The organism is Klebsiella terrigena, from assembly GCF_012029655.1.
GTDB lineage: Bacteria > Pseudomonadota > Gammaproteobacteria > Enterobacterales > Enterobacteriaceae > Klebsiella > Klebsiella terrigena.
This window is the reverse complement of the sequence record NZ_CP050508.1, coordinates 2,887,417-2,900,952: the sequence shown is the minus strand read 5'-3', so window position 1 is coordinate 2,900,952 and position 13,536 is coordinate 2,887,417. Positions and strand designations below refer to the sequence as shown.

11 protein-coding genes and 1 pseudogene are annotated in these 13,536 nt (G+C 57.2%); 8 read left to right on the top strand and 4 right to left on the bottom strand.

Going from position 1 to position 13,536, the window contains the following annotated elements; all coding sequences use genetic code 11:
- Positions 1 to 8 precede the first annotated feature (8 nt).
- The 8 genes and pseudogenes from HCK03_RS13690 to HCK03_RS13655 all read left to right on the top strand — a co-directional run bounded on the left by HCK03_RS13690 (position 9) and on the right by HCK03_RS13655 (position 8,220).
- The gene (locus HCK03_RS13690; RefSeq protein ID WP_076947110.1) at positions 9 to 992 is read left to right on the top strand and encodes an ABC transporter ATP-binding protein; all 984 of its coding nucleotides are present in this window, start codon (positions 9 to 11) and stop codon (positions 990 to 992) included.
- Positions 989 to 2,023 carry an ABC transporter ATP-binding protein gene (locus HCK03_RS13685; protein WP_041145519.1) on the top strand — a complete coding sequence of 345 codons (1,035 nt, stop codon included), beginning with the start codon at positions 989 to 991 and terminating at the stop codon, positions 2,021 to 2,023. The genes HCK03_RS13690 and HCK03_RS13685 overlap by 4 nt, the downstream gene beginning before the upstream one ends.
- Positions 2,024 to 3,214 carry an amidohydrolase gene (locus tag HCK03_RS13680; RefSeq protein WP_167691746.1) on the top strand — a complete coding sequence of 397 codons (1,191 nt, stop codon included), beginning with the start codon at positions 2,024 to 2,026 and terminating at the stop codon, positions 3,212 to 3,214. It begins immediately after the preceding gene.
- Positions 3,214 to 4,704 carry a chlorohydrolase family protein gene (locus HCK03_RS13675; protein ID WP_041145521.1) on the top strand — a complete coding sequence of 497 codons (1,491 nt, stop codon included), beginning with the start codon at positions 3,214 to 3,216 and terminating at the stop codon, positions 4,702 to 4,704. Before HCK03_RS13680 ends, HCK03_RS13675 begins: the two co-directional genes overlap by 1 nt.
- Complete coding sequence (locus HCK03_RS13670; protein ID WP_167691745.1) at positions 4,697 to 5,923, top strand: amidohydrolase; 1,227 nt, start codon at positions 4,697 to 4,699, stop codon at positions 5,921 to 5,923. Before HCK03_RS13675 ends, HCK03_RS13670 begins: the two co-directional genes overlap by 8 nt.
- Positions 5,924 to 5,941: 18 nt before the next feature.
- On the top strand, positions 5,942 to 6,640 hold the full coding sequence (locus tag HCK03_RS13665) for a GntR family transcriptional regulator (RefSeq protein WP_041145523.1): 699 nt from the start codon (positions 5,942 to 5,944) through the stop codon (positions 6,638 to 6,640).
- 226 nt (positions 6,641 to 6,866) lie between these two features.
- Positions 6,867 to 6,959: pseudogene (locus HCK03_RS26380) on the top strand (cation diffusion facilitator family transporter); the annotation flags it as partial.
- A gap of 202 nt (positions 6,960 to 7,161) precedes the next feature.
- Entirely contained in the window at positions 7,162 to 8,220 is a 1,059-nt protein-coding gene (locus tag HCK03_RS13655) for an alpha/beta hydrolase family protein (RefSeq protein ID WP_311316592.1), read from the top strand.
- Between the two features lie 199 nt (positions 8,221 to 8,419).
- On the opposite strand, the gene lpdA is transcribed toward HCK03_RS13655, so the two are convergent.
- The 4 genes from lpdA to HCK03_RS13635 are packed head-to-tail and all read right to left on the bottom strand — an operon-like array spanning position 8,420 to position 13,336.
- On the bottom strand, positions 8,420 to 9,817 hold the full coding sequence (gene lpdA / locus HCK03_RS13650) for a dihydrolipoyl dehydrogenase (protein WP_167691744.1): 1,398 nt from the start codon (positions 9,815 to 9,817) through the stop codon (positions 8,420 to 8,422).
- On the bottom strand, positions 9,807 to 11,342 hold the full coding sequence (locus tag HCK03_RS13645) for a 2-oxo acid dehydrogenase subunit E2 (protein ID WP_167691743.1): 1,536 nt from the start codon (positions 11,340 to 11,342) through the stop codon (positions 9,807 to 9,809). Before HCK03_RS13645 ends, lpdA begins: the two co-directional genes overlap by 11 nt.
- A gap of 3 nt (positions 11,343 to 11,345) precedes the next feature.
- Positions 11,346 to 12,365 carry an alpha-ketoacid dehydrogenase subunit beta gene (locus HCK03_RS13640; RefSeq protein ID WP_041145526.1) on the bottom strand — a complete coding sequence of 340 codons (1,020 nt, stop codon included), beginning with the start codon at positions 12,363 to 12,365 and terminating at the stop codon, positions 11,346 to 11,348.
- Between the two features lie 11 nt (positions 12,366 to 12,376).
- Positions 12,377 to 13,336 carry a thiamine pyrophosphate-dependent dehydrogenase E1 component subunit alpha gene (locus tag HCK03_RS13635; protein WP_167692443.1) on the bottom strand — a complete coding sequence of 320 codons (960 nt, stop codon included), beginning with the start codon at positions 13,334 to 13,336 and terminating at the stop codon, positions 12,377 to 12,379.
- Positions 13,337 to 13,536 lie beyond the last annotated feature (200 nt).

The following is a 13,536-nucleotide window of genomic DNA, read 5'->3' as shown; positions in this document are numbered from 1 at the left end:
GAAAGATAATGACGGCTTCTCTACAGGCGTTACTGGAAGTAAAAAATTTGAGCATTGAATTCCTGCACCGCAAAGGCAACCTGCAGGCGATTCACGATTTGACGCTGACGATGCAGCCGGGTGAGATCCTCGGGATGGTCGGCGAATCAGGGGCGGGTAAATCCCTGACCGGTGCGGCTATCGCCGGGCTGTTACAAACCCCTGGGCGCATTCGGGGCGGCGAAATCTGGTTTGGCGATCGGCGTATCGATAATCTGGACGATGAAGCCCGGCGTCAACTGCGCGGCAAAGCAATCAGCTGTATTTTCCAGGACCCGCTAACCAGCCTTAATCCGGTACTGACCATTGGACAGCAACTCATTGAAACCATCCGTACCCATCTTCCCTTGTCGGCTAACGAAGCGCGGGAGCGGGCGGTTTCGCTGTTGACGGAAGTCGGGATTAACAGCCCGCTCCAGCGCATCGATCAGTATCCGCACCAACTCTCCGGCGGAATGCGCCAGCGGGTGGTGATTGCGCTGGCTCTGTGCGTCGACCCGCAGCTGGTGATTGCCGATGAACCCACTACGGCGCTGGATGTGTCGGTGCAGGCTCAGGTGTTGGGAGTGCTGCGCCGGTTATGCGAACAGCATGGTACGGCGGTGATGCTGATCACGCATGATATGGGGGTGGTCGCGGAAGTGTGTTCAAGAGTGGCGGTGATGTACGCCGGACGCATTGTCGAAACCGGGCCAGTCGCGCAGGTTATCAGGCATCCTCAACATCCTTATACCCGCGGGTTGATTCAGTCCATTCCGTCAATGAGCGAACGGCATGAGTATCTCAAGCAAATTGATGGCGCGATGCCGCGGCTGAACGCGCTACCTCAAGGGTGCGCGTTTAACCCTCGATGTCCGCATGCCAGCGCACAATGCCGCGAACAGCAGCCCTTGATGCACCACCGACACGCGGCCCAGTTGGCCTGCTTTCATCCGCAAGGAGAATCGCTATGAACGAGCCATCGGGCCTTGCCCCGGAAGTTGTGACCATCCGCGACCTGCATATTCGCTTTAATCTGGGGCGGGAGAAAAAAACGTCGCTCTTTCGCCCGGCGGCGAAAAAGGAGCTGCATGCGGTCCGCGGCATCGGCTTTACCATTCGCCAGGGAGAAACGTTCAGCATCGTAGGTGAATCGGGATGCGGAAAATCGACCGTTGCCCGCGCGCTGGCCGGGCTCTATCAGCCATCGTCCGGCGAGATAAACTACGCCTGGCGCAGTGCGCAAATATCCGGTTCAGCGGGGCAAAACGGCACGCAAATGATCTTCCAGGATCCCTATGCCAGCCTGAACCCTCGCTGGCGCATCGGTCGTTCGCTGGCAGAACCGCTGCTGCTGGCGAAAAAGGTGGGCACCACCCGCCAGGCCAGAGAGTATTGCGGCGAGCTGCTGGAGCAGGTCGGGCTTGCTGCCGGGGATTTGGATAAATTTCCTCATGAATTCTCCGGCGGTCAACGTCAGCGTATCTCGATTGCCCGCGCGCTGGCGACGCAACCGGGTTTTTTGATCTGCGATGAACCTACCTCGGCGCTGGATGTATCGGTTCAGGCTCAGGTGCTTAATCTGATGCGCAAGTTACAGCGAGAAAATGGGCTTACCTACTTTTTTATCAGCCACAATATGGCGGTGATCTCCCATATCTCCGATAGGGTCGGAGTCATGTATCTCGGCAGACTGGTCGAGCAGGGCAGCGTCGAGGAGATTTTCGCTCGTCCCGCGCATCCTTATACGCGGATGCTGATGGCGGCTATCCCACAGTTTGATACGCCCGCCATTGCCCGGGAACCGATTCGTGGTGAAGCGCCCAGCCCGCTGGCGCCACCGCCAGGCTGCGCATTTGCGCCGCGCTGCCCTTATGCCAAACCGCTGTGCCACCAGACGATGCCGCCGGCGCACAACCTCAGCGCTAATCATCAGCTTGAGTGCCATTTCCCGGTTGAAGTGATGGCCTGTTCCACCTCTATTCCGTTAGCGAAGGTATCGTAAATGACCGCCATTTTGCTTAAAGGCGTAACGCCTTTTGATTCCTCTTCACCCGTTGACCTGCTGCTTGAGGACGGGAAGATTGCGGCCAGAGCGCGAGCGTTGGCTCCGCCTGAGCATGCCACTGTGATTGATGGTCGTGGTTTTCAGGCCTTTCCCGGCCTGGTGGACGGTCATGCCCACCTCGATAAAACGCTCCTGGGCCGCGAGTGGTATATCAATGATGTTCCGCGCGATCTGGCGGCAATTATTGCCAACGAACGCACCTACCGCCATGAACAGGTCCCCGATGCACAGCTTCAGTCTGAGCGCATCGCCCGGCGCGGCATTGCGGCTGGCACCTCTTTTATCCGTACTCACGTGGATATTGATAATGAGATTGGGCTGGCCAATCTGGAAGGGGTGCTGGAGACGCGCCGACGCCTGGCGCAGCAGGTAGATATCGAGATTGTCGCCTTTCCACAAAGCGGTATTTTGCAAAATACCGGCAGCGAAGCCTTGCTGGAGCGGGCGCTGGAAATGGGCGCTGAGCTGGTCGGCGGGCTGGATCCGTGTTCTTTTGACCGCGACCCGCAGCGCCACCTGCAGATTATTTTTGAACTGGCCAGTCGACATAATAAAAAAATCGACATTCATCTGCACGAACGCGGCGAGCTGGGCGCATTTAGCCTTGAACTGATCCTGGAATTTACCCGCCGCTATCAGAAACAGCATGCCGTGACCGTTAGCCACGGTTTTTGTCTGGGGATGCTGGATCCTGCCCGGCAGCAGCGCTTTGCCGAAGAGATGGCGGAGCTGGGCGTGAGCGTCGCGACGACCGCGCCCGCAGATATCGCCGTACCGCCGTGGGAGATCCTCGACCGTGCCGGGGTGGCAATTTGCGCAGGAAATGATGGGGTGCGCGATACCTGGAGCCCCTATGGCAACGGGGACATGATCCAGCGTGCGGTCACCATGGGCCTGCGCTATCGCTGGCGTAAAGATAGCGAAATTATGCGCGCAACGCGCGCCATTACGCACGGCGGGGCGCGAGTGATGGCGCTCGAGAACTATGGTCTTGAGCCAGGCTGCCGCGCCGATCTGGTCCTGATCCCCGGACGGAGTATGGTGGAAGCGCTGGTGGAGGTTCCGGTCGAGCGGAAGGTGTTTAAAGGCGGTGTGCTGGTGGCGAACAACGGGGAGTGCCTCTTTTAATGACTGATAAAACAACGCGCATTCGTGCCGCCTGGGTGGTGGGCTACCGCCAGGGCGACCACTGTCTGTATGCCGACGGCGAAGTGGTCTATCAGCGGGATAAAATCCTCTTTGTCGGTCACGATTATCCGGGCCATATTGATGAAGAGATTAACGCGGGTAACAGCCTGGTTGGCCCTGGTTTTATCGACCTGGATGCGCTGGGCGATTTAGATACCACCGTGCTGGCATTCGACAATCAGCCGGGCTGGCGAAAAGGGCGGATCGTTGCCGATGACTGGCTGCGGCGCGATCTGTATAGCCGGGAACAGCTCGACTTTGCCAAGCGTTATGCCTATAGCCAGCTGCTGCGTAACGGGATCACCAGTTTTGCCCCGATAACCTCGATCCTCTATCGCCAGTGGGCAGAAGACTTCGATGAATATCTCTACGCTGCGGACGTCGCGGAGTCCCTCGGCGCACGAGCCTGGCTAGGCCCGGCGTTTATGGCCGGATATTATGTTACCGACGCTTCGGGGCGCTTTAGCCGCCGCGAGGACAGAGCCCAGGCCCGCCGCGGCTTGGATGACGCGCAGCGCTTTTTCCAGCGTCTGCGACAGCGCGGTGTGCCGACGCTAAGCGGGATGCTGGCGCCGGACAGAATTGAAGGCGGCGATCCGCAGTGGCTCGCCGAACTGGCCGCGTTGGTGGCGGAGCTGGCCTGTCCAACCCGCTTGCACTGTTGCCAGAGCGAGCTGGAGATCGGCGAAATCGCCCGTCGTTATAATGGCAAGAGTTCGCTGGAGGTGCTTGAAGACGTCGGGCTGCTAAACCGGCGGATGCTGCTACCGCATGGCCAGTTTCTGGGCGGCGAACGGCCTGACCCACAGCGAATAGCGCAGGATATCGATCGCCTGGCGCGTTCCGGGGCGACGGTGGTCTCCTGTCCGATGGTGTCCGGTCGTCACGCGAAATATCTCGAACAGTATCCACAGCTCAGGGCCGCAGGCGTCAATATGGCGCTCGGTACCGATACCTTCCCGCCGGATATGTTCAGCAATATGCATCTGGGCACGATCCTTACCCGGGTAGTGACCGGTGATATCGCCGCCGCCAGCAGCGCGGATTATTACCGCATGGCCACCCTCGGCGGGGCGAAGGCGCTGGGGCGCGACGATTTGGGGCGACTCGCAGCGGGCTGCCAGGCGGATATGATCGTGGTGAGCCTTAATCAACCTGCGCTGGGGCAGATATTTGACCCGATCACCGCGCTGGTGCTCAGTGGCAACGGACGCGATGTCACCGGTACTATCGTTGCCGGGCGTAAGGTCTACTGGGAAGGACGCATGGTACAGGCCGGTTACGACCTCGCGGAACTGCACGCAGAGTCGCAGAACGTGTTCGCCCATATTCTGCGCAGCTATCCGGAACGCACGGTTAATCATCCTCCGCTCGCAGAGATTGTGCCTTCCTCTTTTCCACTCTGCAGTCGGGGAAACGCCGATGAGTGAACGCTATTTGTTGACTAACGTCCGCCTGGAGCAGGGGTTCATTCGCCGACAGGGCGTGGTGCAGGGAACCGAGTGTGCGGAGTTTACCCTCGATATTGTGGACGGCAGAATTAGCGCTATCTACGCCGGTACCCAGCGTCTGCCGGGCGTCGCCTGGCTAGATGCCGGGGGATATCTGATGCTCCCGGCCACCCGCGACGAGCATATTCATCTGGATAAAACCTTTTACGGCGGTCCCTGGCGTGCGGCGCGGGAGAGCGGGGCACAGGACATCTTTGGGATGATCGTCCTTGAACAGGAGATACTGCCCACGCTGCTGCCGACCTCGGTGCAGCGCACGCACGCGCTATTGCAGCTGGTGCAGCAGCAGGGAACGACGTACGTTCGCAGCCATTGTAATATCGAGCCGGTAAGCGGTCTGCAAAGCCTGCTGCATTTGCTGGAGGCTCTGGCGCCCTGGCGGGAGAAGCTCCAGTGTGAGATCGTGGCTTTTCCGCAGCACGGACTGCTGCGCTCGGGTTCGCTGTCGCTGATGCGTGAAGCCCTGGCGCTGGGCTGTGAGTGGGTCGGTGGCCTGGATCCGTCAAAAGCGGACGGTGATATGGTCCGTTCGCTGGAAGCGACGCTGGAACTGGCCGTCGAAGCAGGAAAGGGCATTGATTACCATCTGCATGAGGATAAATCCACCGGTATTGCCTGTATCCGCTATTTACTGGATGCGCTGGAACGGGAGCCGGCGCTGCGCGGGAAGCTGACGTTGAGTCACGCCTACTGTCTGGCGCAAATCGAACCAGCGGAGCTGAGCGAGCTGGCGGGGCAGATGGCAGAGCTTGGGGTATCACTAGCCTCCTGTCTGCCGTTAGGCAAGGGCGTTATGCCGCTACCGTATTTACGCGAACGCGGCGTGCGGTTGCTAAGCGGTACCGATAGCGTTATCGATCACTGGTCGCCGTTTGGCTCCGCCAGTATGCTGGATAAAGCGCACGACTGGGCGCGGCTCTATACGCGCGGTAGCGAGTTTGAGCTGAGTCGGGCGCTGGCCATCGCCACCGGGAATTGCCTGCCACTCACAGACAGTGGCGACAGGGCCTGGCCGAAAGTGAACGATGAGGCCAGTTTTATCTTGCTGAATGCAGCCTGTTCGGCACAAGTAGTTGCGCGTTTGCCTGCCGTTGAGGCAGTCTATTTTCGTGGGAAAAGGGTCTGGACCAGAGAATAAATCAGGGTAGAGAACGCAATGAGTGAAAAACTGACGCCAAAGCAGCGTGAAGTTAACCGGGTGGTGGAAGCGCTCACCCAGGCTATCGGGCAGCATAAGCTACGTCCGGGAACGCGCTTAATTGAGGCGCAAATCGTCGAGGCGCTACAGGCAAACCGCAATCATGTGCAAACTGCGCTACAGCGCATGGCGGGTCAGGGGATTGTCATCATAGAACCCAACTACGGTGCAATGGTTGCCCGGCCAACGGCAAAACAGGCTCACGAAGTCTTTATTGCCCGTAGCGCCATTGAGTGTGCCATCATTTCGTGCATCACGCCGGAGAGAATGGCGCTTTTCGCGGAAGAGATAGCACGTCAGCAGCATAACGAACACCAGTCGTTTCATGCTCAGGATCGTCGGCGCATTGTCTACGAACTCGGCGCGTTTCATGAGCTTATGGCGCGGATCGCCGGTAACGACGTCCTGCGCGGTATCCTCGATAATCTGATGATACTGAGTTCGCTGATAGTTATGCTTTACCAGCAGGATGTCACCACGCACTGCCAGTGTGATGAACACAAAAATATTATTGCTGCGCTACAGGAGGGGGATACTCAACGCGCGCAGAATCTCATGAGCGATCACTTGCATGCTCTCCTGCAGCAACTGAACCTGAATGAAACGCCACCGAATCTGATGACATTGTCCCAGGCATTGAACGAAATGAGCGAGTAAGTATTACTCATTAAATGTCGTTTGCCTGCTGTTGAAAATGATCGCTATAAGTCCGGGCTTAAATATGTGGGGTTAAATTTTCGGGTTGCCATTAAAAATGACGCAGAGGAGAGAGCTTTCCGGGTGAAGAGGGCCTGTCGACCCGGTGAGAGCGATGCCGGCTGGTTAGAGTAGAAGATAATCTTTTGTCGCGGCTATCCAGCGGTTCCCTGCGCTGGATAGCCCATTTTCCGGCGCTCGGGGATTAATTGCAGATGGTATTCATTCTCTTGCAGATTTAGTTGCTGATTTCGTCGTTTTGTTGGCCCGTAAAAAAGCCGTAAACCATCTTAACTACCCTGGCAGCGGCTCCGACTGGTTCATTGCTAACGGGATCAGCGCCGATAGAACATGAAAAATGGTAGTCGCTATTTTTTCTGCGGTGGCGCAAGCTGAACACAGAAAAATACTGGATCGTGTGGATTAGGGCTGACAGGAAGCGAAAATGAAAGACGTTTCTCATAGTTTTCATAATCAATTAAATGACCGAACTGTTTTTATATGTACAAATAACCAAAGAGCTTTGTATGCTTAAATATGTCGTGTCATTTTTAATTGTTATTATTGCTCTTGTTATGTTTTTTTTAAGTCGCTTATCCGAGTTCGATATTTCAGACTCCGGTCAGCAACGTATTATATCTTTCAAGCATCATCAGGATCTCCTGGAGGGGTCGTTAATTATGCCTCCTGGCAAGATGTCGCCCCCGGTTGTGCTTCTCATTCATGGCGACGGGCCGCAGGATCGCTGGTCAGAAGGCGGATATATTCCGCTGGTTAACTTCCTTATCTCGCAGGGAATTGCCGTTTTTTCATGGGATAAACCAGGCGTGGGTCAAAGTACAGGTAACTGGTTGGCACAGACAATGTCAGATCGCTCAGAGGAGGCCGTTTTAGCGTTACAAAAACTGAGAGAACAGCCAGAACTGAAAAACAGTCGCGGAGGTTATCTTGGGTTCTCGCAGGCTGGCTGGGTCGTACCTCCGGCAAGCCAACCGGCAGCAGCTGACTTTGCCGTGCTGATAGGCGCTGCGATAAACTGGCGGAATCAAGGCATATACTATACAGGACAACGGCTTAAAGCTGAGGGTCACTCCGTGACTGATGTGCTGGCCGCTAAAAAACATGAAGCCGTACTTTTTGACCGCCAGTTTACAGAAGAAGCGGCGTCTCTCCCCTGTAACACCCAGTGTACGCGTCAGGACTTCGAGCGCAGAAATTCCCGGGCTGATGCGACGAAATATATTTCCGTCATGCGGACGCCGGTATTAATTCTGATGGGTAAGGATGACCGGAATGTAGACCCTGATGACACTGTCGCTGTCTGGACCAAAGCACTTCCTTTGGACACACCGCGTTGTATCATGCAGCTGCCGGGGGCGACTCACGGACTTTTACGCAGCGAATGGTTTGATTATCAGCTTGCCTCTCAGTGGCCGTTGTGGAAACAGGGATTGTTTCTGTTGTCCGGGAAATACTCATATTCACCAGGGGCGCTCAATACCGTCTCATCATGGATCCTGAGTCAAAAATGTGGGCAATAAATTTCATTCTTATTCCATAGCGCGGGGAAGGCTCCCTGTTCTCACGAGAAACGCCCCCCAGCCGCTAACATGAGTAGATGGCTGGAGGGAATTCTGCCTGCAACGAGCATAAGAAACCCGCTGATTGACCCAATAACACATTTGAAACCGGAAGGGCGTAACCTCATTCAACGAAGCTATCGCGGCCTTCTTTATTGACTTATTGATGCAGCGGCCGACCGATGGCCGCGAGGATCGATTCATGCATGGCTTCTGAAAGCGTCGGATGGGCAAAAATCATCGATAACAGACTCTCATGTGTGGCCTCCAGGTGATGGGCGATACCAAAACCCTGGATCTGTTCGGTGACCTGTGCGCCAACCATATGCGCCCCCAGAAGCTCGCCGGTTTCGGCATCGAAAATGGTCTTAACAAACCCCTCCGTCTCACCGCTGGCCAGCGCCTTACCATTGCCCTGATAGGCGAACTTACCTATCTTGATCGGCCGTCCTCTGGCCCGCGCCGTCTCCTCAGTCAAGCCCAGACTGGCAACCTGTGGCCGGGCATATGTGCAACCAGGCACATAGTCGCGGTCAAGAGGGTGTATGCCTTCGACGCCAGCCAGCGTCTCGACGCAAATTGTTCCTTCGTGGCTGGCCTTGTGCGCCAGGCAGGGTGGACCGGCTACATCGCCGATGGCGTAAAGGCCGAATACGTTGGTGCGGCAGGCAGCATCCGTCTTGATAAAACCGCGATCCAACACGACTCCGAGGGCTTCCAGCCCGAGACCTTCAACATTGGGCTGCACGCCCGTCGCCAACAGCACGTGTTCGACCTCCTGTAGTTGTTCGGTGTCGGCGTTTTTCAAGGTGCAGCGCACCCCGGTATCGGTGACCTGCACTTGCGTCACGAGAGTCCGGGTATGCACGTGAATGCCGCGCCGCTCGAATGATTTACGCACCACGGCGGACACTTCGGCGTCTTCAACCGGCAGTATCTGCGCGGCTAGCTCGACCAGCGTCACGTCGCTGCCAAGATCGTTATAAAGGCTGGCGAATTCGACGCCGATGGCGCCTGAACCGATGATCAATAAAGATTTAGGCAAGAACCTGGGCTGCAGCGCCTCGAAGTAGGTCCAGATACGCTCACCATCCGGCACTACGCCTGGTAACGCTCGCGGGCGGGCACCCGTCGCAAGGATAACGTGGTCGGCACGGTAGTCGTGCTCTTCTCCTCTGGCATCGGCTACCGTTATCTGTCCCTTACCACGCAATCGGGCTGTGCCGTCTATCACCGTGACGCCATTCTTCTTCAACAGGTACTCAACCCCGCCGGTCAGCTGTTGCGATACGGAGCGGCTAAACTGCACCAGTTTCTGCAGATCGAAATTCACCTCGCCGAAAGTGAAACCCAGCTGGCTGGCATGGGTGATACTGTGCGCCACCTCTGCGCCGTGCAGCAGCGCCTTGGTTGGAATGCAGCCCCAGTTCAGGCAGATACCTCCCAGGTGCTGTTTTTCCACCAGGGCCGTACGAAGCCCTAGCTGGCCGGCACGGATGGCGGCGACATAACCCCCGGGTCCGCCGCCGATTATCAGTACATCGTATTTATCGTGCATCGCTCGTCTCCTGGATCAACAGCAGGGTCGGTGTTTCAACCAGTCGCTTGAGCTGCTGGAGAAAAGCCGCGCCTGGCGCGCCATCGATTACCCGGTGATCGCAGGACAGCGATACGGTCAGTTGATGGCGTGCGACGATCTGTCCGTCGCGTACCACCGCCCGGAGCTCGCCGGCGCCAATGGCGAGGATCGCGCTTTGCGGTGGATTTATGATGGCATCAAACTGCCGTACTCCGAGCATACCCAGGTTTGACAAGCTAAAGGTGCCGCCCTGGAACTCTTCGGGCTTGAGCGTGCCCGCCCTGGCTTTGGTGACCAGAGAATGAATTTCGTTGGAGATCTCGCTTACCGATCTGCTGTTGGCCGAACGTACGATAGGGGTAATTAACCCGTCTGGCAGCGCAACGGCCACCGAAATATCGGCATTGGCAAAACGGCGGATGCTCTGCGTTGCCTCGTCAAACTGTACGTTAACATCCGGCACAGCCACCAGCGCCAGGGCACAGGCCTTAACCAGCAGATCGTTAACCGATATCTTGACGCCGGGCACTGCGCTGTTGATTTCCTTCCGCAACGCTAATAGTCGCTCCAGATCGAGATCGGCAGTCAAACGGAAATGAGGTGAATTTTGCTTGGACATTTGCAAGCGAGCAGCGATCGCCCGCCGCATACCGGACAGCGGCAAAGTCTCAAAGGCTGCCGGTGGCGCCGTCTGAACCGCTCCGGCTTGCGGCAGACCATCAAGCAGCAAAGCGGCTGCCAGCACATCATCGCGACTGACTCGCCCGTGTGAACCGCTGCTGCGACAGTCGTGCAGGTTGATCCCCATTTTCCCGGCCAGACGACGCGCCAGCGGGGTTGCCGATACCTGGCTATCGTCGGCATGGGAGCGAGGTGCTTTGCTGGAACGCACTGGCGGCTTCGGTGAGGCTATACGGCCTCCGGCCGCAACGATCGCGCTCTCCAGGTCAGCGACAGAGATACGCTCGTCACGCCCGCTACCGCGGACCTTTTGCAGGTCGACACCCCACCGTGCAGACAGACGCAACGCATGGGGGGTGGCATTAACCTGAGCCGCATTGGTCGTGCCTTGCAGGCTGACGGGTACCTCGGTTTGCCCAATGGATGCCAGGGGCTTGTTGGATGGGGCCGGGACAACGCCAGGCGGCTTACCGATGGCGATAGCCGCGACAGCAGGCTCGGTAGCCTGGGCGACAGGGGCCGCTGGCGGCACCGTAGCCAGACTGGCAGCGAAGGCGTCCAGCTCAGCCTCGCTGACTGAAGAGTCAGCTGCCAGCGCCAAAACTGCGCCTACCTGGAGGGTATCTCCCTGTCGGGCTAGTATCCGACGTAGCGTACCGGCGAAGGGAGCCTCCAGCACATTGACGATTTTGCTGGTCTCAATTTCACAGATTTCCTGGCCTTTGGTGAAGTCTTCACCCTCCTGGATGGCCCACCGAGCGAGCAAACCTTCCTCCATTGAAAGACCCCACTTCGGCATTTCAAGCGTCTTGATATCGCTCATGACTTAATCCTCCAGCACTTGGCGGACGGCCGCTTCGATACGCCCGACGTCAGGGATCCAGAGCTTTTCGAGGGCAGGGGAGAACGGCACTGGGGTGTGCGGTGGTGTCACCAGTACAATCGGCGCCTTGAGGAAATGGAATGCCTGGGAAGCAATTAGCGCGGCGACATCATGAGCAAAGCCAAAACGCGCCGCTGATTCATCGACAATCACCACGCGGCCTGTGGAAGCCACCGACTCCAGAATACCTTCTTCGTCCAGTGGCGAGATGGTGCGTGGATCGACCACCTCAACCGAGATCCCCTCCCTGGCCAGCTTGTCGGCGACCTGATTTGCTTTGTGTACCATTGCCGACAGCGCGATGATGGTGACGTCGTCTCCTTCGCGGGTATAGTTGGCTACACCAAGCGGGATGGTATAAATCTCGTCCGGCACCTCGCCCTTGAGGTCATAAAGCATTTTATGCTCGCAGAACACCACCGGATCGTCGTCACGAATCGACTGGATCAGCAGCCCCTTGACGTCATAAGGCGTCGACGGCACCACCACCTTCAGTCCCGGCGTGGTCGCAAAGATATTATAGGGTGACTGCGAATGCTGGGCCGCTGCAGAGAAACCCGCACCGATCATGCCACGCATGACCAGTGGTGCTTTGGCCTTGCCACCAAACATGTAGCGGAATTTGGCAGCCTGGTTGTACAGTGCGTCGTGGCTAACGCCGAAAAAGTCCATGAACATCAACTCCGCCACCGGCCGCAGACCGGTTGCCGCGGCGCCGGCAGCCATGCCGACGATCGCCGACTCTGTAATTGGCGTATCGATCACCCGGTCAGAGCCAAACTGCGTCCACAGCCCCTTAGTTACGCCGAGCACACCGCCAAAGGCTTCTATCCTCGCTTCTTCTGGCGCATTTCCGCCATGGCCGCCACGCAGGTCTTCGCCGATGAGTACCACGCGTTCGTCACGCTCCATTTCCTGGGCCAGGGCTTCCTTCACCGCTTCACGATAGGTTTTTATAGTCATTGTTATCACCCTCAGTAAGAGACATAAACGTCGGTCAACAGGTCTTCCGGAGCCGGATAGGCAGCGGCGCGGGCTTTGAGTACTGCATCGTCGACCTGCGCTTCAACTTCCGCATCGATCGCCGCCAGTTCTTCCTGGGTGACATGTTGCTTGACCCTGGCGGTGAAAATCTTCAGCGGATCATGTTGTTCACGCAGACGTTGAACTTCACCCTCAGCACGATATAGGGCTGGATCGCCCTCGAAGTGGCCGTGCCAACGGAAGGCTTTGGCCTCAATCACGCTCGGACCACCTCCTTCGCGGGCGCGCTTGACCGCCTCTGCGGTGGCCTCGTAAACGGCAAAGAAATCGGTGCCATCAACCGTCACTGCCGGTAAGCCAAAGCCGGCGGCGCGCCTGGCGATATCACGACCGCCGACGGCATAGTCATGGCCGGTACCTTCGCCATAACCGTTGTTCTCGAAAATAAAAATCGCAGGAAGCTGGAGCACGACTGCCATGTTTATCGCTTCAAAAACCAGGCCCTGATTAGAACCGCCGTCACCGGTAAAAGAGACGCCGACGTTGCCGGTCTTCAGGGTTTTGGCCGTCAGCGCAGCGCCAATGGCTAACGGAGGCGCTCCGCCAACGATAGCGTTCGCACCCAGCATGCCTTTTGAGAGGTCGGCAATGTGCATCGAGCCCCCCTTGCCGCGACATAATCCGCTGTCCTTACCGAATATTTCAGCCATCATGCCGTGAATATCGCAGCCTTTGGCAATACAGTGGCCGTGTCCGCGGTGCGTAGAACCGATGAAATCAGCGTCCGTTAAATTTTCGCAAACTCCCACAGCAATGGCCTCCTCACCGGTATAAAGGTGGATGAAGCCTGGAATATCACCGCTGGTGTTTTCCTGATGCAAACGCTCCTCAAATGTCCTGATCTCGCGCATCTTGCGGTAAGCCTGTAGCAACGCCTGTTTGCTAAGCATCATTTAAGTCTCCTCAATAAAGGTCGGCCGGGCGGGGTTATTTAACAGGGTGGGTGCACCCTAACCACACCAATGCAATGAATCTACGAGCGCCAGCAGAGAGTGCGAAGCCACCTTCATGGGTGGGTTGGTGGGGGTTTTCATGCTTGAGGTCAAACTTTATAAATTTTGTGTACTTATCCAGAAGGGCAGTCCCATGT